Annotated in this window: 30 protein-coding genes; 15 read left to right on the top strand and 15 right to left on the bottom strand. The window is 67.6% G+C overall.

The window, feature by feature from the left end; all coding sequences use genetic code 11:
- Nucleotides 1-120: 120 nt before the first annotated feature.
- The 4 genes from AC1RLU_RS05770 to rpiB form a co-directional block, all read right to left on the bottom strand.
- Entirely contained in the window at nucleotides 121-447 is a 327-nt protein-coding gene (locus tag AC1RLU_RS05770) for a hypothetical protein (protein ID WP_492794401.1), read from the bottom strand.
- A gap of 87 nt (nucleotides 448-534) precedes the next feature.
- Entirely contained in the window at nucleotides 535-1,245 is a 711-nt protein-coding gene (locus AC1RLU_RS05765) for a L,D-transpeptidase (protein WP_061967983.1), read from the bottom strand.
- Between the two features lie 155 nt (nucleotides 1,246-1,400).
- Nucleotides 1,401-1,847, bottom strand: a complete 447-nt coding sequence (locus tag AC1RLU_RS05760; RefSeq protein WP_091859263.1) for a PaaI family thioesterase — start codon at nucleotides 1,845-1,847, stop codon at nucleotides 1,401-1,403.
- A gap of 82 nt (nucleotides 1,848-1,929) precedes the next feature.
- Nucleotides 1,930-2,379, bottom strand: a complete 450-nt coding sequence (rpiB, locus tag AC1RLU_RS05755) for a ribose 5-phosphate isomerase B (RefSeq protein ID WP_061968338.1) — start codon at nucleotides 2,377-2,379, stop codon at nucleotides 1,930-1,932.
- Nucleotides 2,380-2,679: 300 nt separating this feature from the next.
- Between rpiB and AC1RLU_RS05750 the strand changes: the two genes are divergently transcribed.
- From AC1RLU_RS05750 to ssb, 3 genes are all read left to right on the top strand, one after another.
- Nucleotides 2,680-3,675, top strand: a complete 996-nt coding sequence (locus AC1RLU_RS05750; RefSeq protein WP_492794399.1) for an ABC transporter substrate-binding protein — start codon at nucleotides 2,680-2,682, stop codon at nucleotides 3,673-3,675.
- Nucleotides 3,672-4,529, top strand: coding sequence for an ABC transporter permease (locus AC1RLU_RS05745; protein WP_492794398.1), 858 nt, complete (start codon nucleotides 3,672-3,674; stop codon nucleotides 4,527-4,529). The genes AC1RLU_RS05750 and AC1RLU_RS05745 overlap by 4 nt, the downstream gene beginning before the upstream one ends.
- Before the next feature lie 146 nt (nucleotides 4,530-4,675).
- On the top strand, nucleotides 4,676-5,233 hold the full coding sequence (ssb, locus tag AC1RLU_RS05740) for a single-stranded DNA-binding protein (protein WP_091859269.1): 558 nt from the start codon (nucleotides 4,676-4,678) through the stop codon (nucleotides 5,231-5,233).
- Nucleotides 5,234-5,320: 87 nt separating this feature from the next.
- On the opposite strand, the gene AC1RLU_RS05735 is transcribed toward ssb, so the two are convergent.
- Nucleotides 5,321-6,112, bottom strand: a complete 792-nt coding sequence (locus AC1RLU_RS05735; RefSeq protein ID WP_492794396.1) for a class I SAM-dependent methyltransferase — start codon at nucleotides 6,110-6,112, stop codon at nucleotides 5,321-5,323.
- Nucleotides 6,109-6,534 carry an NUDIX hydrolase gene (locus AC1RLU_RS05730; RefSeq protein ID WP_492794394.1) on the bottom strand — a complete coding sequence of 142 codons (426 nt, stop codon included), beginning with the start codon at nucleotides 6,532-6,534 and terminating at the stop codon, nucleotides 6,109-6,111. Before AC1RLU_RS05730 ends, AC1RLU_RS05735 begins: the two co-directional genes overlap by 4 nt.
- 147 nt (nucleotides 6,535-6,681) lie before the next feature.
- On the opposite strand from AC1RLU_RS05730, the gene AC1RLU_RS05725 reads away from it, so the two are divergent.
- From AC1RLU_RS05725 to AC1RLU_RS05680, 10 genes are all read left to right on the top strand, one after another.
- On the top strand, nucleotides 6,682-7,200 hold the full coding sequence (locus AC1RLU_RS05725) for a GAF domain-containing protein (RefSeq protein WP_492794393.1): 519 nt from the start codon (nucleotides 6,682-6,684) through the stop codon (nucleotides 7,198-7,200).
- 7 nt (nucleotides 7,201-7,207) lie between these two features.
- The gene (locus AC1RLU_RS05720; RefSeq protein ID WP_061967973.1) at nucleotides 7,208-7,558 is read left to right on the top strand and encodes a winged helix-turn-helix domain-containing protein; all 351 of its coding nucleotides are present in this window, start codon (nucleotides 7,208-7,210) and stop codon (nucleotides 7,556-7,558) included.
- Nucleotides 7,559-7,869: 311 nt separating this feature from the next.
- Nucleotides 7,870-8,913, top strand: coding sequence for a tonB-system energizer ExbB (exbB, locus tag AC1RLU_RS05715; protein WP_492794392.1), 1,044 nt, complete (start codon nucleotides 7,870-7,872; stop codon nucleotides 8,911-8,913).
- 3 nt (nucleotides 8,914-8,916) lie between these two features.
- Nucleotides 8,917-9,366, top strand: coding sequence for a TonB system transport protein ExbD (gene exbD, locus AC1RLU_RS05710; protein WP_091859281.1), 450 nt, complete (start codon nucleotides 8,917-8,919; stop codon nucleotides 9,364-9,366).
- On the top strand, nucleotides 9,363-10,220 hold the full coding sequence (locus AC1RLU_RS05705; RefSeq protein WP_492794390.1) for an energy transducer TonB family protein: 858 nt from the start codon (nucleotides 9,363-9,365) through the stop codon (nucleotides 10,218-10,220). Before exbD ends, AC1RLU_RS05705 begins: the two co-directional genes overlap by 4 nt.
- A 64-nt stretch (nucleotides 10,221-10,284) precedes the next feature.
- Nucleotides 10,285-10,533, top strand: a complete 249-nt coding sequence (locus tag AC1RLU_RS05700) for a hypothetical protein (protein ID WP_061967968.1) — start codon at nucleotides 10,285-10,287, stop codon at nucleotides 10,531-10,533.
- Between the two features lie 393 nt (nucleotides 10,534-10,926).
- Nucleotides 10,927-12,132, top strand: coding sequence for an ABC transporter substrate-binding protein (locus tag AC1RLU_RS05695; RefSeq protein ID WP_492794389.1), 1,206 nt, complete (start codon nucleotides 10,927-10,929; stop codon nucleotides 12,130-12,132).
- Nucleotides 12,133-12,194: 62 nt separating this feature from the next.
- The gene (locus tag AC1RLU_RS05690; protein WP_492794388.1) at nucleotides 12,195-14,063 is read left to right on the top strand and encodes an ABC transporter permease; all 1,869 of its coding nucleotides are present in this window, start codon (nucleotides 12,195-12,197) and stop codon (nucleotides 14,061-14,063) included.
- An 8-nt stretch (nucleotides 14,064-14,071) separates the two neighbouring features.
- Nucleotides 14,072-14,833 carry an ABC transporter ATP-binding protein gene (locus tag AC1RLU_RS05685; protein WP_492794386.1) on the top strand — a complete coding sequence of 254 codons (762 nt, stop codon included), beginning with the start codon at nucleotides 14,072-14,074 and terminating at the stop codon, nucleotides 14,831-14,833.
- Nucleotides 14,833-15,543 (top strand): ABC transporter ATP-binding protein, encoded by a 711-nt coding sequence (locus AC1RLU_RS05680; RefSeq protein ID WP_492794385.1) that lies wholly within the window; start codon nucleotides 14,833-14,835, stop codon nucleotides 15,541-15,543. Before AC1RLU_RS05685 ends, AC1RLU_RS05680 begins: the two co-directional genes overlap by 1 nt.
- On the opposite strand, the gene AC1RLU_RS05675 is transcribed toward AC1RLU_RS05680, so the two are convergent.
- The 7 genes from AC1RLU_RS05675 to modA form a co-directional block, all read right to left on the bottom strand.
- Complete coding sequence (locus AC1RLU_RS05675; RefSeq protein ID WP_492794383.1) at nucleotides 15,500-16,057, bottom strand: MarR family winged helix-turn-helix transcriptional regulator; 558 nt, start codon at nucleotides 16,055-16,057, stop codon at nucleotides 15,500-15,502. The genes AC1RLU_RS05680 and AC1RLU_RS05675 overlap by 44 nt on opposite strands.
- A 209-nt stretch (nucleotides 16,058-16,266) precedes the next feature.
- A complete protein-coding gene (locus tag AC1RLU_RS05670; RefSeq protein ID WP_492794381.1) occupies nucleotides 16,267-17,685 on the bottom strand; it encodes a M20 family metallopeptidase in 1,419 nt (472 codons plus the stop codon).
- A 166-nt stretch (nucleotides 17,686-17,851) separates the two neighbouring features.
- Entirely contained in the window at nucleotides 17,852-18,262 is a 411-nt protein-coding gene (gene cueR / locus AC1RLU_RS05665) for a Cu(I)-responsive transcriptional regulator (protein ID WP_142115534.1), read from the bottom strand.
- Nucleotide 18,263: 1 nt separating this feature from the next.
- On the bottom strand, nucleotides 18,264-20,750 hold the full coding sequence (locus AC1RLU_RS05660; RefSeq protein WP_492794380.1) for a heavy metal translocating P-type ATPase: 2,487 nt from the start codon (nucleotides 20,748-20,750) through the stop codon (nucleotides 18,264-18,266).
- A 186-nt stretch (nucleotides 20,751-20,936) separates the two neighbouring features.
- The gene (gene modC / locus AC1RLU_RS05655) at nucleotides 20,937-22,031 is read right to left on the bottom strand and encodes a molybdenum ABC transporter ATP-binding protein (RefSeq protein WP_492794379.1); all 1,095 of its coding nucleotides are present in this window, start codon (nucleotides 22,029-22,031) and stop codon (nucleotides 20,937-20,939) included.
- Nucleotides 22,028-22,732: a molybdate ABC transporter permease subunit gene (modB, locus tag AC1RLU_RS05650; protein WP_492794378.1), complete on the bottom strand. Its 705-nt coding sequence runs from the start codon at nucleotides 22,730-22,732 to the stop codon at nucleotides 22,028-22,030. The genes modC and modB overlap by 4 nt, the downstream gene beginning before the upstream one ends.
- Before the next feature lie 10 nt (nucleotides 22,733-22,742).
- Nucleotides 22,743-23,546 (bottom strand): molybdate ABC transporter substrate-binding protein, encoded by an 804-nt coding sequence (gene modA / locus AC1RLU_RS05645; protein WP_492794376.1) that lies wholly within the window; start codon nucleotides 23,544-23,546, stop codon nucleotides 22,743-22,745.
- 117 nt (nucleotides 23,547-23,663) lie between these two features.
- On the opposite strand from modA, the gene AC1RLU_RS05640 reads away from it, so the two are divergent.
- Together AC1RLU_RS05640 and tsaA are read left to right on the top strand one after the other, a co-directional pair.
- A complete protein-coding gene (locus AC1RLU_RS05640; protein WP_061967953.1) occupies nucleotides 23,664-23,870 on the top strand; it encodes a TOBE domain-containing protein in 207 nt (68 codons plus the stop codon).
- A 14-nt stretch (nucleotides 23,871-23,884) separates the two neighbouring features.
- Entirely contained in the window at nucleotides 23,885-24,376 is a 492-nt protein-coding gene (gene tsaA / locus AC1RLU_RS05635) for a tRNA (N6-threonylcarbamoyladenosine(37)-N6)-methyltransferase TrmO (protein WP_492794374.1), read from the top strand.
- A gap of 16 nt (nucleotides 24,377-24,392) precedes the next feature.
- On the opposite strand, the gene AC1RLU_RS05630 is transcribed toward tsaA, so the two are convergent.
- Complete coding sequence (locus tag AC1RLU_RS05630) at nucleotides 24,393-24,830, bottom strand: GNAT family N-acetyltransferase (protein WP_492794373.1); 438 nt, start codon at nucleotides 24,828-24,830, stop codon at nucleotides 24,393-24,395.
- On the bottom strand, nucleotides 24,827-25,141 hold the full coding sequence (locus AC1RLU_RS05625; RefSeq protein ID WP_492794371.1) for a hypothetical protein: 315 nt from the start codon (nucleotides 25,139-25,141) through the stop codon (nucleotides 24,827-24,829). The genes AC1RLU_RS05630 and AC1RLU_RS05625 overlap by 4 nt, the downstream gene beginning before the upstream one ends.
- Between the last annotated feature and the right edge of the window lie 40 nt (nucleotides 25,142-25,181).

Below are 25,181 nucleotides of genomic sequence, written 5' to 3'. Positions count from 1 at the left end.
ATCCCGTCGGGTTTTCACGTCTGCCTGGACCGGTCGCCGACATTCGGTGGCGTCAGGCGGGCCCACGCAACAGAAAAGAGCGACGGTTGCCCGTCGCTCTCAGAGTTACCACCAAACAGATTACCACCAGTCGGGAGGCGGCGGGGCATAACGCGGCGGCCCCCAGCCCGGTCCACGACCGTAGCCGTAACCGTAACCCGGAGGCGGGCCGTAGCCGCGCGGCGGGCCATAGCCCCGACCATAACCATAGCCGCGACCGTAGCGTTGCTGGCGCATGGTCTCTTCGATGATCATGTGCCGCCGCTCGGCTGCAGCCGACCATGAATACGCGACCGTCGCCTTGTCGAGACGCTGGGCGAGCTCCCTCGGCACGGCCTCGGAGGCCATGGCTGGCACGGCCAGCCCGCTGCTGAGTGCAATCGCAGTGAAGATCAACAGCTTGCGCATGGCAAACTCCTTTCGACGCTGATCAGATCACGCGGCGCCTCAACAGAACATGAACCGATCCGTTGGCTGCCGTTCAGGTGGCCGAAGTCACGCAGGCAGCACCGTCACGGGAGTGCCGGGCGCCACGCGCGCATAGAGATGGGCGATGTCCTGGTTGATCATCCGGATGCAGCCCGACGAAACGTTCGTACCCACCGTATAGGGCTCGAACGTGCCATGGATTCGATAGCCGAGGTCTCGCCCCTCGCCGAACAGATACAGGGTCCGTGCGCCGAGCGGGCTTTTCGATCCACCGCGCACGCCCAGTCCGCGCGGTGTCATCTCGAGCTGGGATCGGATCGAGGGGTCACGCTCGATCATTTCCGGAGGCGGGACCCAGTCGGCCCAGTCGCGCTTCATGTTGATGCGGGCCGCACCGGACCAGCCGAAGCCCTCGCGCCCGACGCCCACGCCGTAACGCGTCGCGACGCGCGGGGACTCGACGAAGTAGAGGTGATAGCCGGCGGGATCGACCACGATCGAGCCGGGCTTATCGTCGCGCGGAAACGCGACGGTCTGGCGGAGATAGCGGGTATCGATCCGCTGGTAGTCGATGGCGGCGATCGGAAATTTCTCGCCGGGATACTCGGCATAGACCGCGGCATAGTTCGGCTGGGCGAGCGTGCGCGTCACCAGGCCTCTCGGACTTTGGCCGACGTCTATCTCGGGCAGCGCGACGATGCTTCTCGATCCGCATCCGGCCAGGCCTGCGGCCGCGAAGGAGAGGGCGGGAAACGTAAACGATCGGCGGGTCAGCATCGGGTATCTCTCGGACAAGGCTGACGAGATACATCGGCTTGGATGGTTACCGTTGGGTGAACCTCCGGTCGGCGCGCCGGATTTTCGCGGTCCGACATCCCAGCGCTTGGGGAGAATTTTCTCCCGGAGCGTCGACCAAGGGTCGGAAGCCGACATCAGTCGGCAATGCCGTCCCGCCCCTCGACGGCCATCAGCGTTGCGGTAAGCAGGGCGATCAATCGCGATCGGCCATCCTTCTCCGCGAACACCTCGGTTTGGGCCAGAGTCAGAGTGCGTCCCGCTTTCACGACCTTCCCTCGGGCGATGATCCGGTCGCCAGCGGCTGGAGCCAAGAGGTTGATCTTGAACTCTGTAGTCAGCACCCCGCGGTCCATAGGCATCATAGAGAGGGCGGCATATCCTGCTGCGCTATCGGCAATGGCACTTACCGCGCCGGCATGAACGAAACCGTGCTGTTGAGAGATTGTCGGAGCAGGCGCCAGTTCGATGGCGACAGCGCCGGGCTCCACGGTTGCGATGGTTGCGCCGAGGGTCGTCATCAGGCCCTGTTTCGCAAAGCTGGCTCGGATACGCTGCTCAACCCGACTGCCGTCTTCGCTCATGGGAACCTCCGGGGTGCAGCCTGACAGCCGGATCAGAGTTCGGCAACGGGTCGGAACCGGACCCTGGATTACCGGACCCGGGCTACCCCTCCAGCGCCGCGATCATCTCCACCCGCGTCGCATGCCGGCCGCCTTCGAATTCGGCGGTCAGGAACGCATCGGCGATCGCGAGCGCCAGCCCTTCGCCGACCACGCGCGCGCCGATCGAGAGCATGTTGGCGTCGTTATGCTCACGGATCATGCGGGCCGAGAAGGTGTCGGCGCAGACCCCGCAGCGAATGCCCTTGACCTTGTTCGCCGCCATCATGATGCCCTGGCCGGTGCCGCACAGGATGATGCCAAGCCGGCAATCGCCGGCAGCGACCAGCCGCGCCGCCGCTTCGCCATGCCGGGGATAGGGCGTGCTCTCCGGCGTCGTCGGGCCGATATCGACCACGTCCCAGCCCTGCGCGGCGACATGCCTGGCGATGGCCTGCCGTAGCGGGATGGCGGCGTGATCGCTGGAGAGGACGATGCGATTGCTGTCTGTCACGGAGAAGTCGTCCATTATGCCGGGGCCGTCTGCCGGCCGCCAGCCTAGCTCATGGCCTCCGTCGGGGCGATCACAATCATCCGGGAGCGCGCCGGTCCGGTATCAGCGCCGATGCATTGCCCTGCATGGCTGCTGACCGGCGATGACAGGATCGGCCTCGCCTCGTCGCCGCGATTGAGCGATGCTGCCGCACAAGGAGCCCGGAAGAACGGATCAATTCGTCCGGCCCTGCGTTACAGCGCGAACCGCCGGCGCGATCGGCCCCGGCGGCTTCTGCCATGATCGGTTTGGGGAGCGACGATGATGAAGGCCCTTCTTGGAGCAGCAACCCTCGCGCTCGGCCTCGGGTTCGGTGCACCGGCCATGGCCTGCGAGCTCGATCGCCCCTTGAAGATGGCCGGGCTCGACTATGATTCCGCCGCCTTCCACACCGCCCTCGCCAGCGCGATCGCCGAGCGCGGCTTCGGCTGCAAGGTCGAGCGCGTTCCGGGCGTGATCGCCCCGCTGGTCAACGGCCTGGCGCGCGGCGATGTCGACATCGTCATGGAGATCTGGATGGCCAACCCGGTCGATGCCTGGGTGAAGGCGGCCGAGGCCGGCAAGGTCGAGCCGCTGGGCACCACATTCCCCGATGCGAGCGAGGGCTGGTTCGTGCCGCGCTATCTCGTTTCCGGGCCGGATGCCAAGGCGCCGGACCTCAAGAAGCCGGAGGATCTCAAGCGCTACAAGGCGCTCTTCGCCGATCCCGAGGAGCCGGGGAAGGGGCGTTTCTACAATTGCGTCGCCGGCTGGGTCTGCGAGGGCATCAACACCAAGAAGCTCGCGATCTACGGGCTCGCTGAGGATTTCACCAATACGCGCGGCGGCTCGGGCGAGGCGCTGGTCGCCGCGATCGAGGCCGCGCTCAAGCGCAAGCGCCCGGTGGTGTTCTACTATTGGGGCCCGAGCTGGCTGCTCGGTGCCTATGACCTCGTCAAGCTGGAGGAAGCGCCCTTCGATGCGGCGGTCTGGGCCGATCTCAAGGCCAGCGACAATCCAAAGCGCGCCACCGCCTATCCGATGAGCAAGGTCGTGATCGGCGCGAATATCGATCTCGCCAAGAAGGCGCCGCAGCTCGCGACCTTCTTCAAGAGCTATGGCACGACCAGCGACGTGACCTCGAAGATGCTGGCCGAGGCGCGCGAGAAGGGCGTTACGCCCGAGCAGCAGGCGCTCGTCTTCCTGAAGACACAGGGCGATATCTGGAAGAAGTGGCTGCCGGCCGATGTCGCCAGCAAGGTCGCGTCGAGCCTGTGACGACGGCCTTGGTGCCGGATTTCGGCAAGGCGTTGCAGGGCGCCGTCAACCGGGCGGTCGATGCGCTCGTCATCGGCTATGGCGACAAGCTGGATGGTGCGGGGTCGGTGCTGACCGCGCCGGTTCGCCTGGTCGAGTCGCTCCTCCAGCATGTCCCGGTTCCCGCCTTCGTGCTGGCCGTCGCTGCCGGGGCCTGGCTCGCGACGCGGCGGATCGGCTTTGCGCTGGCGATGGCGCTCCTGCCTCTGGCGCTGGCCGGGCTCGGCATCTGGGGCGAGGCGATGCAGTCGCTCGCCCTCGTCACTGTCGCCGTGCTGTTCGTCGGGTTGCTGGGCTTGCCGCTCGGCGTCGCTGCCGCCCGGATTCCGCGGCTCGGCCGGGCGCTGGCGCCGCTCTACGACCTCATGCAGACCATCCCGAGCTTCGTCTATCTCATCCCGGTCGCTATGCTGCTCGGGCTGGGGCGCGCGCCGGCCCTCGTCGCGACGCTGGTCTACGCGCTGCCGCCCTTCGCACGCTTGACCGAACTCGGCCTGCGTGGCGTCGATGCAGGACTGGTCGAGGCCTCGCGGGCACTGGGCCTCAGGCCTCGGCAAGCCTTCTGGCTGATCGAACTGCCGCTTGCCCGGCCGGTGATCCTGCAGGGGCTGAACCAGGCGATCATGATGGCGCTGGCCATGGTCGTGGTCGCCTCGATGATCGGCGCCAAGGGGCTGGGCGAGGTCGTGCTGCTCGGGCTGCAACGGGCCGATCCCGGCCTCGGCTTCGTCGGCGGGCTCGGCATCGTCCTGCTCGCGGTGCTGCTCGACCGGATGGCGCAGGCCATCCTCGGGGCAAGGCAGACGCCGCGGTGAGACACCACCGAATCAGCAGGGGACAACCTCGAAACAGTCGCTTGAACAAAACAAGAACATTCTTGATAATGCCTTCATCGGCCGATAGGGTTCGGCTCCGGTCGAGCGGCCGGTTTGTGTGAAGTGCGCAGGAAATGGAGCCTGTCATGGCTGGTAGCGTCAACAAGGTCATTCTGGTCGGCAATCTCGGGCGCGATCCCGAAGTGCGCCGCCTCGGCAGCGGCGAGCCTGTCGTCAATCTGCGTATCGCCACCTCCGAGACCTGGCGCGACAAGCAGAGCGGCGAGCGCAAGGAGCGCACCGAGTGGCACTCGGTCGTGATCTTCAACGAAAACCTGGCGAAGGTCGCCGAGCAGTATCTGAAGAAGGGCTCGAAGATCTATATCGAGGGCCAGCTCCAGACCCGGAAATGGCAGGACCAGTCCGGCGTCGAGAAATACACCACCGAGATCGTGCTGCAGCGTTTCCGCGGCGAGCTCACCATCCTCGACAGCCGCCAGGGCGGCTCCGACGAATATGGCGAGGGCAGTGGCAGCAGCGGCGGCTACGCGGATGACCGCTCGGGCGGCGGCGGCTCGTTCGGCCGCTCCAGCGCGATGGGCAGCGGCGGTGGCGGCGGCTCGCGCCAGCCGGCTATGTCGGGCGGTGGTAGCGGCGGCGGGCGTTCGTCCTCCAGCCATCTCGACGACGACATCCCGTTCTAGGGCCTGGTTCCGGCTTCAGGCCGGAATGGTATCGATGTTTTCAGAAGGGCCGGTTCTCGCAAGGGAGCCGGCCCTTTCGTTTTCGGTTCAAGGCCGCGCGATGACGAGGCGCAGCGAGCCGTCGAAATTCGGCTGGTTGCGCAGGAAGCCGTAGCAATCGTCCCAGGCGCCACAGTTCAGGTCCTGGCGCAGCTTCTCGATCGAGGCGGCGTTCTGGGTCTCGCCGACGAAGCTCCAGGCCGAGCATGCCGAGCGCGCGCCCGGATCGAGGAAGAGTTCCGGCCGGCCGTAATAAGCCTCGTTGAAGCCGTCGCGGCAGGCGAGCGGGATCGGCACGGCGACGATCTCGACATCGCCGCCCAGAACCGTGCCGATATGGCCGAGCGAGGGATAGCGCCGCGCCTCGGTCGCCAGCACCTCCGGCGCGTAGTGGTTGAGCCAGAAGGCCTGCACCAGATCGGGATCGCAGGACAGGATCACGACCGGCCCGCGCGTCACCCGGCGCATCTCGCGCAGGCCCGCATCGAGATGCTGCCATTGATGCACGGTGAAGGTCGCCATGCTCGCGTCGAAATGCCCGTCGGGAAAGGGCAGGGCTTCCGCGGTGGCGTCGATCGCCGCGACGATATCCGCCGGGCGCTGCGCCCGCATCGAGGCGGAGGGTTCGACCGCAATCATGTCGCGGCCGCGCGGCTCGTAGGAGCCGGCGCCGGCGCCGACATTGAGCACCCGCCGGGCCGGGCCGAGCGCGGCCTCGATCAGCGCGGCGATGGCCGGCTCGGGCTGGCGATAGGAGGCATAGCCCTGTCCGATGCGGCCGTAATCGGCATCGCCGGCGCTGCCATCGGCGCGGCGCGGGCTCGAACTCATGTCGTTCATCGGGGTATCTCCGTCAGCATGGAGCGCCAGAGCGGCAGGGCGTGGTCGCGTGTCAGCGGGGCGAGTGGAAGCGTGGAGGCCGTTCCGGGTTCGAGCCAGGCGATCTCGGCGATCTCGGCTGCGGGCGCTGGTTTTCCATCGAGAGGCAGGGCGTAAAGCTCGGCCTCGACAGTGAAGCCCGGCTCATTGGCGGCCGGTGCCGCGAAGCGTCCGCAATGGCGTGCAGCCTCCAGCGAAGCAGTAAGTCCCAGCTCCTCCCGGAGTTCGCGGGTGAGCGCGTCGAAAGGCCCTTCGCCGGGCTCGATCTTGCCGCCCGGCTGCATGAACCAGGCGGTGCCGCGCTTGCGGACCAGGAGGAGGCGCTGGCGCGCGTCGGTCAGCAGCGCGGCCGCGATGCGGATTTGCCGGGTATCCTCGCTCACGACCGACTCCTCTCAGGCTGGTGCAGGGGAGGATTGGCACGATCCGCAGGGAACGGGGAAGGGGCCTCTTCGATGGCGCGGCTGGGAGGATGGTGGTAGGAACCGGCGCTGGATTTCGAGAGCGAACGCAAGCGAGGCGTCAGGATCATGTTCGAGGCACGCAGCATCGCCGCCGGCAGCAAGCCGGAGTTCTATCGCGAGCTCGCGGCGCAGCTCGAAGCGCTGCTCATGGGCGAAAGCGACCCCATTGCGAACGCCGCCAACACCTCCGCGCTGATGTTCCAGATGATGCCGGATCTGAACTGGGCCGGCTTCTACATCATGCGATCAGGCGAACTCGTGCTCGGCCCGTTCCAGGGCAAGCCGGCCTGCGTCCGCATTCCCGTCGGCAGGGGCGTCTGCGGCGCGGCCGTGGCGCAGCGGAAATCGATGCTGGTCGAGGACGTCCATGCCTTTCCCGGCCATATCGCCTGCGATGCGGCCTCGCGCTCGGAACTCGTCGTGCCGCTCATCGGACGCGACGGCGTCATCGGCGTGATCGACCTCGACAGCCCGTCGCCGGCGCGCTTCGATGCCGACGACCAGGCCGGCATCGAGCGCATCGCGGCAATCTGGCTCGCGGCCTGCGGCGAGGGCATCGAGGCCGCCCTGGCCAGAGCGTCCTGAGGCGGCGGTGCCCTCGCTCAGCCTGCGGATACAGCTCGACCCTGAAGGCAGGATCGGCCCCGGCAAGATCGCGCTGCTCGAGAACATCGCGACGCATGGCTCGATCTCGGCGGCCGGCCGGGCGATGGAGATGTCCTACCGGCGCGCCTGGGAGCTGGTCGAGGAACTGAACGTGCTCTTCGGCAAGCCGGTGGTCGAGCGCCAGGTCGGTGGCCGCAATGGCGGTGGGGCACGACTGACTCCGCTCGGCGAAGCGCTTATCCTGCGCTTCCGCGCGGTCGAGCAGGCTGCGACCGAGGCTGCCGCGACTCATCTCGCGGCGCTGCAGGCCGAGATCGACCGGCCCGAGCGCGGCTGAATCGCTGACGCGCACACCGCGCCGGCAGCGCCCTGCATTCATCGAATAGCGGATATGTGAGGGTCGTCCGGAAGCGCGGACTGGCCTGATTTCGCGTGGCCGAGGCCCATCGGAGGGCAGAGCCGGCGAGCCGCTTTTCCTTGACATGCCCGCCCGATTCGAACAGGCGTATCGCATATGCAGCAACGCCGCTGCAAGTCTTTTTTTGTAATGATTCCAATGAGGAAGCGGCCGGCCCTTGGTGCCCGGCAGCAGGTGCTGGAACCGGCTGGAGCCGGGGCGGCGCTCCTCCGGAGAAGGCTGGATTTGTGATGATGCGTGCGTTTCGTCTGGCTCTTGTTGCGATGAGCCTGTCCGTGGTCGCGGCGCAGGCCCAGGCGCCGGGGCAGTCCGCTCCACAGGCACCCACCGAAACGGCCCCGCCTGCGGCACAGACCCAGCCGGTTCAGCCGGCGCCCGCGACGCCGACCAATCCGCTGCCGCCTGCGCTGCCTCAGCTCGGCATCAACCCGCCGAGCGCCGCTCACCCGCCGCTGACCACCAGCGAGGCCGCGACACCTGTGATGGCTCCGGCCCCGGCCGCGACGGCGACCTTGCCGCATGACCTGTCGCCCTGGGGCATGTTCATGGCGGCGGATATCGTCGTGAAGGGCGTGATGCTCGGGCTTGCCTTCGCCTCGCTGGTGACCTGGACGATCTGGCTCGCCAAGGCGATGGAGCTGGCCGCTGCCAAGCGTTCGGCCGGCCGGGCGCTGCGCCGCATCGAGGCGGCCGAGAACCTGGCAGAGGCCGCCGGCGCGGCTGCCGGCAAGAGCGGCAAATTGCGTGGCGCCGTCGGTCAGTTGCTGAACGCCGCCCTGTCCGAGACCCGCCGCTCCGCCGATCTCGGCGAGGACGGTATCAAGGAGCGTGTCGCCATCGCCCTGTCGCGAATCGAGGCGCGCGCCGGCCGCTCGATGGCGCGCGGCACCGGCCTGCTCGCCACGATCGGCTCGACCGCCCCCTTCGTCGGCCTGTTCGGCACGGTCTGGGGCATCATGAATTCCTTCATCGGCATCAGCCAGGCCAAAACGACCAATCTCGCCGTCGTCGCCCCCGGCATCGCCGAGGCGCTGCTGGCGACCGCGATCGGCCTCGTCGCTGCCATCCCCGCCGTGATCATCTACAACGTCTTCGCCCGCGCGATCACCGGCTACCGCGCCACGCTTTCCGATGCCTCGGGCGAGATCCTGCGCCATCTCTCGCGCGACCTGGAACGCCGCCAGCGCGCCGTCGCACCGGCCCCGCGTTCGGCTGCGTCATCCTCGGCTTCGGCCACGAGCATGGCGGCCGCGCCGCTCGTTCCGGCGGAGTGAATCATGGGCGTTTCCCTCAAGGAGCCGCAGGACGGCGACCTCGGCGAGGTCAGCGACATCAACGTGACGCCGTTCATCGACGTCATCCTCGTCCTGCTGATCATATTCATGGTGGCGGCGCCGCTTTCGACCGTCGATGTCGCGGTCGACCTGCCGGTCTCGAATGCGCAGCCGCAGCCCCGGCCGGACACGCCGATGTTCCTGACCGTGAAGGGCGATCTTTCGCTCGCGCTCGGCAATGATCCCGTGCCGCGCGAAGCGCTGCAGACGGCGCTCGACCAGAAGACGAACAGCGACCGCGAGCAGCGGGTCTTCCTGCGGGCCGATGGCAGCGTCGCCTATAGCGAGCTGATGAACGTGATGAACCTGCTGCGCAACGCCGGTTATCTCAAGATCGCGCTGGTCGGTCTGGAGGATACCGGGCAGGGGGCTGCTGCGGGGCCGAAGCCATGAGCCTCGAACGCCCGTCATTGTCGCGTTTCGCGCCGGCGGCCCTGCGCTGGAGCCTTGCGGCCCTGGTGGTCGCGAGCGCCCATGGCACGGCCGGCTGGGTCATTGCCAACTGGCAGCGCGCCGAGGCGGCGATGGGTGCGCCTCCGGCCGCCGTGATGATCGAACTCGCGCCGCTCGCCGTCGCGCCCGAGGCGCCGCCGCAGGAGGTCGCGCCCGGTCCGGAGATGGCCGAGGCGCAGCCCGAGCCCGAACCGCCGCCGCCCGAGCCGGTCGAGCCGCCCAAGGAGATCGAGCCGCCTCCGCCTGAACCGGAGCCCGTCGCGATCCCCGAGCCCGAGATCAGGATTCCCGAATTGCCGCCGCTGCCCGACGCTGCGGCGATCCTGACGCCGCCGCCGAAGGAGGCTCCGAAGCCGCCGCCGCCCAAGAAGCCGAAGCCGAAACCCAAGGTCGTCGAGAAGAAGAAGCCGATCCGCCCGGACAAGCCGAAGGCCGAGCAGACCTCTGCGCCGGTGGCGCAGGCGCAGACAGCTCCGCGTGCGGCGGCTCCCAATTCCGGTGCGTCCTCGCCGTCTCCGGCCGTGACCGCGAGCTGGCGCGGGTCGTTGATGGCGCATCTCAACCGCTACAAGCGCTTCCCTGGAGGCGCCAGCCCCGGCACGGTCCAGGTCGCCTTCAGCATCGACCGCGGCGGCCGCGTGCTCTCGGCCCGTCTCGTCCGGGGCTCGGGCGATGCGGCGCTGGACGGGGAGGCGGTCGCGATGATCCGTCGCGCCAGCCCCGTCCCGGCACCGCCGGATGGGCTCGGCGGCGGAGCGATTTCGCTGAGCGTGCCGATCAAGTTCTCGCGCTAGGCTGGCCCGGGAACCGGAGCTATCGTCTGCGCGTAGGATGGTTATGAGCGAGAGGAGAAGCGCGATGACGATCATCAGGCTTGCCGCCGGCGCGATGCTGGCCCTCGCATTGAGCGGCTGCGTGACCACCGAGGCGCAGTATCGCGCGATCGACGAGGAGCGCTGCCGCTCCTATGGTTTTCGCGCGCCGGGCGAGGCGTTCTCGAACTGCCTGATGCAGCTCGATCTCGATCGCGCGGCCGAGCGGCGCTATCGCTTCGACCGCTTCGACGCCTCCTTCGGCGGGCCCTGGGGCTACGGCCGGCGCTGGTAAGGGCGCACTCCCGACAAGAAAAAAGGGCCACGCCAGAAGCGCAGCCCAAGTCTAGGGAGGAAACGCCCAAGGAGGGCGGCGCAACATCTCTGCTGCGCTGCACTTTAAATAGTAAGCCCAGGTGACGCCTGCAAGGCCAAAAGGGCAGCATCGCTGTCTTATTTTTAGGCGCCTTGTTTATCAAATGAAATCAACGGCTTTCGGACAATTCCCGCAAGGTCGCGCGAGCTGCCGTCAGTCGCCTGCTCATCTGCTGCATTGCAAGAATGGCAGATTGACAGGCGCCCCGATCTGTTCATTCATATGCATGCAAATGAATTCCGCTTCGCCCGACCCGGCGCGAGCGGTATCGGCGCGGATTGCAGCCGCAGCAGGGCGAAGGACTTAAACCCGATGCAGATCGATCGTCGCAGCTTCGTCGCGGGCACGCTTGCCTTCGGCGTTCCCTCGCTGGCGCGCGCCCAGGGCGCGGGGCCGATCCGCATCGGCGAGATCAACTCCTATACCGCGCAGCCGGCCTTCCTGAAACCCTATCGGCAGGCCTGGGAACTGGCGCAGGAGCAGATCAACGCAGCCGGCGGCGTCCTCGGCCGCAAGCTCGAGACGGTGTTCCGCGACGATGCCGGCAAGCCGGAGGATGCGGTGCGCCATGCCGCCGATCTCGCCACGGCCGAAAAGGTCGACATCATCGCCGGCGGCTTCCTTTCCAATGTCGGGCTGGCGCTCGCCGATTACGCCAACCAGAACAAGCGGCTCTATGTCGCCTCCGAGCCGCTGGCCGATGCGCTCGTCTGGTCGAAGGGCAACCGCTACACCTTCCGCCTGCGGCCCTCGACCTACATGCAGGCCGCGATGCTGGTCGAGGAAGCGGCGAAGCTTCCGGCGAAGAAATGGGCGATCGTCGCGCCGAACTACGAATACGGCCAATCGGCCGTGAAATGGTTCAAGGAGCTGCTGGTCAAGGCACGTCCCGACGTGACCTTCGTCGCCGAGCAGTTCCCGGCGCTCGGCCGCATCGATGCCGGTGCGACCGTGCAGGCGCTGGAGGCGGCCAAGCCCGAGGCGATCTTCAACGTCACCTTCGCCGTCGACCTCGCCAATTTCGTCCGCGCGGGCAACACGCGCGGCCTGTTCGAGGGGCGCCAGGTCGTCTCGATGCTGACCGGCGAGCCGGAATATCTCGACACGCTCGGCGCCGAGACGCCGGAAGGCTGGATCATCACCGGCTATCCCCATGCCGACCTGCAGACGCCGGAGCACGTCAAGTTCCGCGACGCCTACAAGGCGAAGTACAACGACTATCCGCGGCTGGGCTCGGTCGTCGGCTACGAGACGGTGCAGGCCATCGCCGCGGCGCTGGCGAAGGCCGCCTCCACCGACAATGAGAAGCTGGTTGATGCCTTCGAGGGGCTGAAGTTCGGCTCGGCCTTCGGTCCGATCGAGTTCCGCAAGATCGACCACCAGTCGACGCTCGGCGCCTATGTCGGCAAGAGCGCGCAGAAGGACGGCAAGGGCGTGATGGTCGACTGGAGCTATCGCGACGGCGCCAAATACCTGCCGAGCGATGACGAGGTCCGCAAGCTGCGCCCAGCCGTCTGACCTTGCCTGAGATGGAGCGCGGCGCTACGGCCTGAAGGCCGTAGCGTTGCGCCCGAGACGACATGCTTGATCTCGTCCTCACCCAGACCCTGAACGGCCTGGCCTCGGCATCGTCGCTGTTCCTGGTGGCGTGTGGGCTGTCGATCATCTTCGGCGTCACGCGCATCGTGAACTTCGCCCACGGCTCGCTCTACATGCTGGGCGGCTATCTGGCCTTCACGCTGGTGACCTGGTTTGGCCCGGCCGATCCACTCGGCTTCTGGGGCGGCGTCATCCTCGCCGTTCTGCTCACCGGCCTTGCCGGTGTGCTGATCGAGGTCCTGATTCTCAGGCGAATCTATCAGGCGCCGGAGCTGTTTCAGTTGCTCGCGACCTTCGGCGTCGTGCTGATGCTGCAGGATATCGCGCTGGCGACCTGGGGGCCGGAGGACAAGCTCGGCCCGCGCGCGCCGGGCTTCCGCAGCTTCGTCATTCTGTTCGACAACCGCTTCCCGAGCTACGAGCTGTTCCTGATCGCGGTCGGGCCGGTCGTCCTCGGCCTGATCTGGCTGCTCTTTCACCGGACGCGCTGGGGCGTGCTGATCCGGGCGGCGACGCAGGACCGCGAGATGGTCAGCGCGCTTGGCGTCAACCAGCGCCTGCTCTTCACCTCGGTCTTCGCCTTCGGCGCAGCGCTGGCGGGGCTCGGCGGCGCGCTCCAGCTCCCGCGAGAGGCGATCAACCTTCACATGGATCTGTCGATGATCGCCGAGGCCTTCGTGGTCGTGGTGGTCGGCGGGCTCGGCAGCGTGACGGGGGCCTATCTCGCTGCCGTGCTGATTGGCGTGCTCCACGCCTTCGGCATCCTGATCCTGCCCAAGATCACGCTGGTGCTGGTCTTCCTGGTGATGGCGGCGGTGCTGATCGTCCGGCCGCACGGCCTGCTCGGCAAGGCCTCCGTCGAGCCGCGCGGCCATGCCGGCCAGCTCTTCCTGCTGCGCCCGGCTGATGGCGCGGCGAAGCTGTTCGGAGCCGTGGCGCTCGCATTGCTGGTCCTCGCGCCGTTCGTCGTGCCCGATCATATCATCTTGACCCTGACCGATCTGGTGATCTTCGCGGTCTTCGCCGCTTCGCTGCATCTCTTGATGGGGCCGGGCGGCATCACCTCCTTCGGCCATGCCGCCTATTTCGGGCTCGGCGCCTATGGCGCGGCGCTGGCGGTGAAATGGCTGGGCAGCCCGATGGAGGAGGCCTTGATGCTGGCGCCGCTCATGGCCGGCATCGCGGGCGCGATCTTCGGCTGGTTCTGCGTCCGGCTCTCGGGCGTCTATCTCGCGATGCTGACGCTCGCCTTCGCCCAGATCGCCTGGGCCACGGCCTTCCAGTGGGTCGACCTCACCGGCGGCGACAACGGCATCCTCGGCGTCTGGCCCTCGGCCTGGGCGGTGCCCAAGACGGTATTCTACTACCTCGCGCTCACCATCGCCGTGCTGGTCATCGTGGCGCTCCGCGTCATCATCTTCGCACCCTTCGGCTACGCCTTGCGGGCCGGCCGCGACAGCCCGTTGCGGGCCGAGGCGATCGGGCTCGATGTCGGGCGCCTGCAATGGGCGGCCTTCACCATCGCCGCGGTCGCAGCCGGCATCGCCGGCGGGCTCTTCGCCTTCTCGAAGGGCTCGGTCTTCCCGACCTATATGGCGATCCCGCGCTCGGTCGATGCCTTGCTGATGGTGCTGCTCGGCGGCGTCCAGACGGTCGCCGGGCCGGTCGTCGGCGCGTTCGCCTATATGGGTTTGAACGAACAGCTCGCGAAGATGACGGCCTATTGGCGCTTCGGGCTGGGCTTGTCGATCGTGCTCCTGGTCGTGCTGTTCCCGCGCGGCCTCGTCGGCACCTGGCTGTACTGGCGCGCCCGGCGCGAGAGCGCCGCGCAAGCGACGGCCGTGGCATGAGTGCGTCCATGCCTCCCGTGCTGGAAGCCCGCGATCTCGCCAAATCCTTCGGCGGCGTGAAGGCGGTCGATGGCGTGTCCTTCTCGGTCGAGGCCGGCAAGCTGGTCGCGCTCATTGGCCCCAATGGGGCCGGCAAGACGACCTGCTTCAACATGCTGAACGGACAGCTCAAGCTCGATCGCGGCGAGGTTCTGCTCGAAGGCAAGCCGATCACCGGGCTCGAACCGCGCAAGATCTGGCGCCTCGGCGTCGGCCGCACCTTCCAGATCACTGCAACCTTTGCCTCGATGACCGTGCGCGAGAACGTCCAGATGGCGTTGATCTCCCATGCCGGGAAGAGCTGGCGCCTGTTCGGCCGTGCCGACCAGCGCCGCCGCGAACCGGCCGATGCCTTGCTCGATCAGGTCGGCATGACCGGCCAGGCCGAACGCGCCTGCGGCGTGCTCGCCTATGGCGACTTGAAGCGCGTCGAACTCGCCGTCGCGCTCGCCAACGAGCCGAAGCTGCTGCTGATGGACGAACCCACCGCCGGCATGGCGCCGCAGGAGCGCATCGCCCTGATGGCGCTGACCGCCCGCATCGCCCGTCAGCACGGCATCGCCGTGCTGTTCACCGAGCACGACATGGACGTCGTCTTCGCCCATGCCGATCGCGTGCTGGTGCTCGATCGCGGGCGCCTGATCGCGGCGGGGACCAGTGCCGAGGTCCGCAACGACCCGCAGGTGCGCGCGGTCTATCTCGGCTCCGGCGCGACCTCGGGAGGGCATTGATGACGGCGCTCCTTGAATTGTCGGGCGTCGAAGCCTGGTATGGCCGCGCCAAGATCCTGCATGGCGTCGGCTTCTCGGTCGGACATGGCGAGGTCGTCGCGCTGATGGGCCGCAACGGCGCCGGCAAGTCGACGACCATGAAGACAGTGATGGGGCTGGTGCCTGAGCCGCAAGGCTCCATCCGCTTCGAGGGCAAGGAGATCGCCGGCCGCGAGCCTTTCCAGATCGCCCGGCTCGGCATCGGCTATGTCCCGGAGGACCGGCGCGTCTTCTCCGAACTCAGCGTGATGGACAACCTCGAAGTCGGCCGCCAGCCGCCCCGTCACGGCGCGCCGCACTGGACGCCGGAGCGGCTCTTCGACCTCTTCCCCAATCTCGGCCGGATGCGCGACCGGCCCGGCGGCGCCATGTCCGGTGGCGAGCAGCAGATGCTGACCATCGCCCGCACGCTGATGGGCAATCCGCGCCTGTTGCTGCTCGACGAGCCTTCGGAAGGGTTGGCGCCGGTCATCGTCGAGGCGATGGCGGAGACGATCCGCGTGCTGAAAGGCGAGGGACTGTCCGTGCTGCTCTCCGAGCAGAACCTGCATTTCGCCGGCAGCATCGCCGACCGCGCCGTGATCATCGAGAAGGGCTTGATCCGCTTCGACGATACGATGGCGACGCTCAAGGCCGACGAGGCGGCGCGGAGCCAGTATCTGGCGGTCTGAAGCCTGAGAGCAGGCGCCGCATGACGTCGAGCAGCGGCTCGACCTCCCGATCCGCCATCGGGTCCAGCGCCGCGATGGTGATCGCCTTGGCGCGGACGACATAATCCGGCAACAGCTCGCGGCCGCGCTGGCCGAGCTGTACCAGCACGCGGCGCTTGTCGTCGGGATCGTGCAGGCGCTCGACCAGCCCGCGCTCGGCGAGGCGCGTCACCACGCCCCGGATCGTGGCCGGGTCCATCGCCGTCATGCGGCCGAGCTGGTTCTGGGAAATCCGGCCGTCGACGGCGAGCCGGCACAGAACCGCGAATTGCGGCGGCGTCGGCCCGTCTGCGCCCATCATCTCCAGGAACATCGCGACATAGCGCTGCTGCATCTGCCGCAGCAGGAAGCCGAACTGCTCGTCCAGCACATAGCCGGCGAGGTCGACAGGTTCAGGCATCGCGGAATCGGCCGGGCCGCTGGCCGAGCGGTGATGCCGGCCGAGCCCGTCTTCCGATTCCTCTGCGCGATCCATGCTGGCTCCGGGCTGGCGATTCTGCCGGCTGATGGCAGAGGCTCATTCTCCCGGATCATATGTGTTCATTCAATCGGCAAGGCAACGCAGCCGCAGCCGTCATGCCCGGGCTTGACCCGAGCATCTCAGGAAGGAAGAGCGCCTCTATCGGCACGTCATTCTCGGGTCACCGCTGCGCGGCGCCCGAGAATGACGGCAAGCCGTCGCGATCAGCCCAGCGACATCGTCAGCGGCGGCTTCACTTCGGGCGGCAGCGGCGAGGTGTAGCCTTCCTTGCCGAGGCGGGCCTTGTGGTCGGCCTTGGCGGCGGCCATCAGGGCCGGGTCGCTGAGCACCGCGGCGCCGGTCGCGGCCATCGCCTTGGCGACATGGACCATCGCCTTGTGCGCGGCAGGGGACTTGCCCTGTGCCACGACCTGCCAGGTATGGAACGGCGTGCCCATCGCCACCGTCGGCGCATGCGCCTGCACGGTCGGCACCGCCCAGCTCACGTCGCCGATATCGGTCGAGCCGATCGCCGGGTTGCGCCGGGCGTCGCGCGGCACGAGGAAGTCGGCAAGCGGGGCGCCACTATCCGGCATGCCGATCGTGCGCCAGATCGAGGCGATCTCCTGCGGGGAGAGCGTGCCGCGGATCTTCTCGGCATAGGCCTTGTCGGCATCGTCGAAATGCGGCGCGCCGAGTTCGCCCATCACCTTGTGCATGGCCTCTTCGAGCGGCGTGTTGGCGACGAGATCGGAGACGGCGCTGACGATGCGCATCTCCATCTTGGTTTCCGTCATCAGCGCCGCGCCTTCGGCGATCTTCTTCACGCGCTGGACGAGCTCCAGCATGCCGCGCAGGTCACGGGCGCGGATCGAGTAGCGCACGCGGGCATGGGCCTGGACGACGTTCGGCGCGATGCCGCCGGTGTCGAGCAGCGCATAATGGACGCGCGCATCGGAGGGCATGTGCTCACGCATGTAGTTCACGCCGACATTCATCAATTCGACGGCGTCGAGCGCCGAGCGGCCGAGATGGGGCGCAGCCGCCGCATGCGAGGCGCGGCCGGTGAAGACGAAATCGGCGCGGGTATTGGCGAGCGCCAGAGCGGGGGCGACCTCCCAGAAGCTCGACGGGTGCCAGGAGATCGCGACATCGGCGTCGTCGAAGGCGCCAGCGCGGACCATGAAGGCCTTGGCGGCGCCGCCTTCCTCGGCCGGGCAGCCGTAATAGCGCACGCGGCCGGGGATCTTGTTCTCGGCGAGCCACTCCTTCATCGCCACCGCTGCGAGCATCGCGGCGGAGCCGAGCAGGTTATGGCCGCAGCCATGGCCGTGGCCGCCGGTCTCGATTTCCTTGTGCTCGGAAGCGCCGGCTTCCTGCGACAGGCCGGGCAGGGCGTCGTATTCGCCGAGGAAGGCGATGACCGGGCCGCCTTCGCCGGCCTCGCCGATCACGGCGGTCGGGATATCGGCGACATTCTCGGTGATCTTGAAGCCCTGGTGCTTCAATTCGGCGATATGCTCGGCGACGGAGCGCTTCTCGGTGTAGCACACCTCCGGCATGCCCCAGACCCGGTCGGAGAGCGCGATCAGGCGCTCCTTGTTCGCATCGACATGCCGCCAGAGATCGTTTCGATTGTCCATTGTCGTTCCGCCTGGAGAACGCCTTGGCGCTCCCCGTCTTTCGTTGAGAGGCGGATTCCCCGACGGGGCCGATGCGGCCGGGCCGGACCCGCCTCTGGTGGGCAGCGGCATATGAGCAATCTCATACCGCCCCGTCCAGACATTCAGTGCATGGCGGAGCAGCGTCTCAGGCTTTGGCCTGCGCCGATGGTGTGGCGGCGAAGTCCGCCAGGATCGGACAATCCGGGCGGTGGTCGCCATGGCAATGCGTCGCCAAGTGCCGCAGCGTGTCGGCCATGGCCTTGAGCTCCGCCGCCTTTTCCTCGAGCTCGCGCACATGCGCCATGGCGAGGTTCTTCACATCGGCGCTGGCCCGGCTCTTGTCTCGCCAGAGCGCGAGCAATTCACGCGTCTCCTCCAGCGAGAAGCCGAGATCGCGCGAGCGGCGCACGAAGCGCAAGGTATGCACGTCCTCGGCAGCATAGACCCGGTATTGCGCGGCGGTGCGGGCCGGTGCGGTGATCAGGCCGATGCTCTCGTAATAACGGATCATCTTGGCGCTGACGCCGGAGCGGGTTGCGGCTTCGCCGATATTCATCTCAGGCCTCCACCTTGAAGCGCTTCAACCTGAGCGCATTGCTGACGACGCTGACGCTCGACAGCGCCATGGCGAGCCCGGCGAAGACCGGCGAGAGCAGGATGCCGAAAGCCGGATAGAGCACGCCGGCCGCGACCGGGATCAGCAGCGCATTGTAGCCGAAGGCCCAGGCGAGATTCTGGCGGATATTGGAAATCACCGCCTGCGACAGCGCGATCGCGCGGGGCACACCCATCACGTCGCCCGACATCAGCACCACATCGGCGCTCTCGATCGCGATATCCGTGCCGGTGCCAATGGCGATGCCGACATCGGCCTGTGCGAGGGCAGGGGCATCGTTGATGCCGTCGCCGACGAACGCGACCTTGGCGCCGCGGCCCTGCAGGCGCTTCACCACCTCGGCCTTGTCGGTCGGCAGCACCTCGGCCCAGACCTCGTCGATGCCGATGCCGCGCGCGACCGCTTCCGCCGTGCGCCGGTCGTCGCCGGTGACCATCGCGACCTTGAGGCCGAGCTTGTGCAATGCTGCGATGGCCGCGGGCGTGGTCTCCTTCACCGCGTCGGCGACAGCGATGACGGCTGCGATCTTGCCGTCGATCGCGGCATAGAGCGGCGTCTTGCCGGCTTCGGCCAGCGCCTTGGCGCGGGCGGCGAAGGGCGCGATGTCGAGCTTGGCCTCTTCCATCAGCCTGTGGCCACCGATCGCGACCTTGCGGCCCGCGACCGTCGCGGTGACGCCGCGGCCGGGATCGCTGGTGAAATCGGCCGGCTCGGCGAGCGTGAGATTGCGCGCCTTGGCGGCCGCGACCAGCGCCTGCGCCAGCGGATGCTCCGAACGGTTCTCGGCCGAGCCGACGAGGCGCAGCACATCGTCGGCCGCAAAGCCGGCGGCCGGCTCGATATCGGTTAGCTCGGGCTTGCCCCTGGTCAGCGTGCCCGTCTTGTCGAGCGCGACGATCTGGACGTCCTTCAATGCTTGCAGGGCATCACCCTGGCGAAACAGGATGCCGAGCTCGGCGCCACGACCGGTGCCGACCATGATCGAGGTCGGGGTGGCCAGCCCCATGGCGCAGGGGCAGGCGATGATCAGCAGCGCAACGGCATTGACCAGCGCATGTGACAAAGCCGGGCTCGGGCCGAAGGTGAGCCACACGATGAAGGTCAGCAGGGCCAGCCCGATCACGACTGGGACGAACCAGAGCGTGACGCGGTCGACCAGCGCCTGGATCGGCAGCTTGGCGCCCTGCGCCGTCTGCACTGTCCGTACGATCTGGGCGAGCAGGGTATCGGCGCCGACCTTCCGCGCGGTGAAGCGCAGCGCGCCCGAGCCATTGACGGTGCCGCCGGTGACGCTGCTGCCGGCCTCCTTGCGCACGGGGGCGGGCTCGCCGGTGATCATCGATTCATCGACGAAGGAACTGCCGTCCGTGACCTCGCCATCGACCGGGACGCGCTCGCCCGGCCTGAGGATGACGACATCGCCGGGGCGGACGCTGTCGACGGCAACGTCGCTCTCGGCGCCGTCGCGCAGCACGCGGGCGGTCTTGGGCTGGAGCGCGATCAGGCTGCGGATAGCGGCGCCGGTCCGGCCCTTGGCGCGGGTCTCGAACCAGCGGCCGAGCAGGATCAGCGTCACGATCACCGCGCCGGATTCGAAATAGGTGCCTTCGGTGCCCGCCGGCAGCAGGTCCGGCAGGAAGGTCGCGACGCTCGAATAGAGATAGGCCGCGCCGGTGCCGAGCATGACCAGCGAGTTCATGTCGGGCGCCAGCCGAATGAGGGCCGGGAAGCCCCTGCGCAGGAAGACGAGGCCCGGCCCGAACTGGACGATGGTCGCCAGCACGAAGGAAAAGACGCGCACATTTCCCTCGCCGAAGGTGCCGGCGAGCCAATGGTGCAGAGAGGGGACCATGTGGCTGCCCATCTCGACCACGAGCAACGGCAGCGTCAGCAACCCGGCGAGGATGACGGAGCGCAGCAGCTTGCCCTGCTCCTCGTCCTTGGCAGCTTGCCGGCGGGTGTCGGCATTGCCATCGATCGCGACGATCGGGCTCGCTTCATAGCCGGCGCCGGCCACGGCCTTCGTCAGGGCAGGGATGATGTCGTTACCGGCGAGCGTCTTCACACTGGCGCGCTCGGTCGCGAGATTGACGGTGGCCTCGACCACGCCCGGCACGGCGCGCAAGGCCTTCTCGACATGGCCGACGCAGGAGGCGCAGGTCATGCCCGAGACCGACAGCTCGATCGCGCTCTCGACCGGGGTGTAGCCGCTCTGGCGCACCGCCGCCTTGATCTGGCCGAGATCGGTGCCGCCCCTGGCGAAGGTGACATGCGCCTGCTCGGTCGCGAGATTGACCGAGACCGCATCGACACCCGGCACCGCCGCGATGGCGCGCTCGACATGGGCGACGCAGCTCGCACAGGTCATGCCTTCGACGCCCAGATCGAGGGTTTCGAGGTCGTTCCTGCTCCTGTCGATGACTGTCATCGCCGTCTCCTTCTTGGTGATGACAGGCGATATAGGGCTTCCCATCATGGGAAGGTCAAGGGGTGGTTTAGCCGTCATGCTCGGGCTTGACCCGAGCATCTCGGAAATCAGTGCCTTCTTGTCATGAGATTCTCGGGTCTGCGCTTTGCTTCGCCCGAGAATGACGCCCTGTCAGATCGCCCGAGTTCAGGGCATCTCGACCGAGACGCTCTTGATCACCGCATGGACCGGCTTGCCAGGCGCCAGCCCGAGCAGCGCGGCGGATTTCGCCGTCAGGCGCGCGGCGAGCTTCGTCTCGCCGCAGGCGACGAGCAGATGCACGGTGCTGCCGCCGGTACCGCTGCGCTCGCCGATCTCGGAGATCGTCCCCGGCAGCACATTGAGGGCGCTGATCTCGGCCGGCTGGCCGAGGCTGAGCATCACGTCGCTCGCCAGGATGCGGATCTTGACCGTCTGGCCCTGCCGCAACGCGCCGCGCGCGATCGTCAGCGGCCCGGCTTGTGTCGTGAGCCGCGCCAGCCCGAAGGCCTCCTCGAAGCCGGCGACCTCGACGGATAGCAATGTGCTCGCCTCCGGCGCGCCCGGTCGCGCCGCCAGATCGGGCCGCGACAGGATGTCGGCGGTGGGCCCGCAAGCCGCGACGCGCCCGTTCTCGACCATCGCGACGGTGGTGGCGAGGCGCGCGACCTCGGCCAGCGCATGCGAGACATAGACGATGGGAATGCCGGCCTCGTCGCGCAGGCGCTCGATATGCGGCAGGATCTCGGCCTTGCGGGCTTCGTCGAGCGCCGCCAAGGGCTCGTCCATCAGCAGCAGGCGCGGCTGCGCCAGCAAGGCGCGGCCGATGGCGACGCGTTGCTTCTCGCCGCCGGAGAGCGCGCCGGGACGACGCCGCAGCAGATGGCCTATGCCAAGCAGGTCCAGCACCTTGTCGAGTTCGGCCGGCTTGCGCTGCGCACGCGGCACGAACCAGTGCCCGAAGAGCAGGTTCTGGCGCACGGTGAGATGCGGAAAGAGCCGCGCCTCCTGGAAGACATAGCCGATGCGTCGGCGATGCTTCGGCAGGAAGATGCCGCGCTCCGTATCGACCAACGTCTCGCCATCGACGCGGACCTGGCCGGAATCGGGGCGGATCAACCCGCCGATCACATTGACCAGCGAGGTCTTGCCCGAGCCCGAGCTGCCGAACAGGGCGGTCAGGCGCCCGTCGGAGGTGAAGGCCGAATCGAGCGTGAAGTCCCCGAGCCTGTGGCGGACGGCGATGTCGAGGACAGGGGTCATTCGACGGCGATCCGCCGGCCGACGATGCGCGCCATCAATTCGGAAAGGAAGAGCGCTGCGACCGAGATCACGATCGAAATCAGCGTCAGGCGCATCGCGCCGGCATCGCCGCCGGGTACCTGGGTGAAGGTGTAGATCGCCGAGGGCAGGGTCTGCGTCTCGCCGGGGATGTTGGAGACGAAGGTGATGGTCGCGCCGAATTCGCCCATCGCCTTGGCGAAGCATAGGATCATGCCGGCGATGATGCCGGGCAGGCAGAGCGGCAGGGTGACCACAAGGAAGACCCAGATCGGGCTAGCGCCCAGTGTCCCGGCGGCGGATTCGAGCTTGCGGTCGACCGCCTCGATCGAAAGCCGGATGGCACGCACCATCAGCGGGAAGCCCATCACGGCGCAGGCCAATGCCGCGCCGGTCCAGCGGAAGGACAGCACGATCCCGAACCAGTCATAGAGGAATTCGCCGATCGGCCCGCGCCGGCCGAAGCCGACGAGCAGCAGATAGCCTGTCACGACAGGCGGCAGGATCAGCGGCATATGGACGATGGCGTCGAGCAGGGACTTGCCCCAAAAGCGCCCGCGCGCCAGCAGCAAGCCAACGCCAAGCCCCAGCGGAAGGCTCACGAGCATGGCGGTCGTGGCGACGATGAGGCTGAGCCTCACCGCCGTCCATTCTTCAGGCGAAAGCGTAAGCCAGTCGGTCACGAAGCGGCGATCACGAAGAGCTGGCAGCCTTGTTGAGGACCGTGAAGCCCTGCTTCTCGAAGACGGGCTTCGCGGCGGGGCTGCGCAGATAGCTCAGGAAGGCCTGCGCGTCGGGATTGGCCGAATCCCTGGTGACGGCGACCGGATAGACGATCGGCGGGTGCGAATCCTCGGGGAAGGTCGCGACCACCTTGACCTGCGGATCGGCGGCGGCGTCGGTCGCGTAGACGATGCCGAGCGGGGCCTCGCCGCGCGAAACCAGCAGCAGCGCGGCGCGGACATTGTCGGCCTGCGCGATCTTGTCCTTCACCTTGTCCCAGCTACCCAGCTTCTCCAGCGCGGCCTTGCCGTATTTGCCGGCCGGGACGGAATCGACATTGCCCATGGCGAGACGGCCGTCACCGACCGCGCCCGCGACATCCGCGCCGGGCTTGAGGTCGAGCTTGGCGGTCGAATCCTTGCCGGCGACCAGCACGATGCGGTTGGCGAGCAGGCTGACGCGGGTATCCGGCTTGATCAGGTTCTTGCTCGCCGCATAATCCATCCAGTCGAGATCGGCCGAGACGAAGAGATCGGCCGGGGCGCCGTTCTCGAGCTGCTTCGCCAGCGTGTTGCTGGCGGCATAGGAGATCTTCGGCGCCGGCTTGCCGCTTTCCTTGACCCAGTTGGCGGCGGCCTCGTCCAGCGCGTTCTTCATGCTGGCGGCGGCGAAGATCACGAGGTCCTTCGTCTGCGCCTGCGCGGCGTCGAAGGCGGGAGCAAAGCTCACGGCAAGGGCCAGGCCCATGCCCAGCAGGGTGCGGCGCTTCAACATGTTGTTCCTCGCTCGAATTTCTCGTTGTATATCGTCGGGTATAACGATGGTTGCCGTGCGCCCGGACCCGAGTCAAGGCGCAGCCGCAGCCCTGTTGTCGCAAGGAGAGGACGAGCCATGAAGATCAGCGCCCGCAACCAGCTCAAGGGCAGGATCGTCGAGATCACCAAGGGCGCGACGACGGCCCATGTCCGCATCGATATCGGCGGCGCGATCGTCACCTCCTCGATCACCAATGCGGCAGTGGACGATCTCGGCCTCACCGTCGGCAAGGAGGCTTACGCCGTGGTCAAGGCCTCCGACGTCATGATCGCGATCGATTGACGAGGCGCGCTGCGATGGTCCGCGAGAACGAGATTCGCGAGAGGGAGGTCGCCGTCGCGCCGCCGCAGGCGACCGACGCCGGTCTCGTCTTCATCGGCACCATCCGCACGCCCTGGACATCGCGGCTGGTCTGTCCGCGTCAGGGCAGGGCGGACGGTCCGGTCTGCCGCATCGAACTCTTCCCGCCCTGGGACGAGGCGCTGGAGGGCATCGAGCGCTTCGAGCGATTGGAGGTGCTCTATTGGCTGCATCAGTCGCGCCGCGATCTCGTCCGCCAGAGCCCGGCCAACAATGGCGAGACCCATGGCACCTTCGCGCTGCGCACGCCGGTCCGGCCCAACCCGATCGGCACCTCGATCGCGACGCTGGTGGCGCGGGAGGACCGGGTGCTGCTGGTGCGCGGGCTCGACTGCCTCGACGAAACGCCGCTGCTCGACATCAAGCCGGACCGGACGTTGTTCACGCCGATCGCCCCGCCGCAGCCCGGCGATTTCGAGACGGGCTGAGGCGGTCGGCGTTTGTCTAGAGGTTCTTCCTCAGCAGCCATTCGCCGCTGCTCGTGACTTCGTTCGCCTCGATGAACCCTGCCGACAGGTAGAATCCCAGCGGGCTGTGCTCTCCTCGAACGACGCTCGTGCTGAGTCTGGCGACGCCGCGCGTCTTCAGCATCGCGAAGGTCTGCTCAAGCGCGGCGCGTCCATAGCCTTTGCCCTGATGCCGCCGGTCGATCATGAAGCGCCAGAGATAGGCGGTATCGGGCTTGTCGTCCTCGCGCCAGAGGATGAAGCCGACGGGCTCGTCCCCGGCATAGATCGCCCGAAAGGTTGCGTGCGGCTCGAAATGCGCCTGAGCGATCGAGATCGCGACCGGCGCGACATAGCCGCGCTGTTCCTCGGAAACCTCCAGTCCGCAGATGGTACGGACCGTCGCCGCGGTGATCTCCCGCAGTTCGACGGTCATGGCGGAGGCGCCGGAAACCGGTTGAGATAGGCCTCGGCTCGCGGCATGGCGTCGTGGAGGAACTGGCCGGGCTCGCGGAGCCAGAGGCCGTCATAGTCCCGTGATTTCGCTTCCGAGACGAGGATATCGGCCGGAAGTTCGATGAGGGAGGCCTGCCAGCCCGGCCAGCGCCTCCGGGCTCCGCGCCAGGTGTGAGTAAGGAACGGATCCTTCTCTGCATAGCCGTGATAGTCGAAGGCCCAGCCGCCGCCGTCGACGAAGATATGATTGCCAGTATGGCCGGCCGCCGGCTTGATCCAGAGCGCACGCATGCCACGCTTCCCCCATCTCATAAGGAATGCATAAGCGAGG

It is taken from the genome of Allobosea sp. GW822-FHT05A11, from assembly GCF_058800455.1.
The sequence above is the reverse complement of the archived record's forward strand: the minus strand, read 5'-3'. Positions and strand labels throughout refer to the sequence as shown.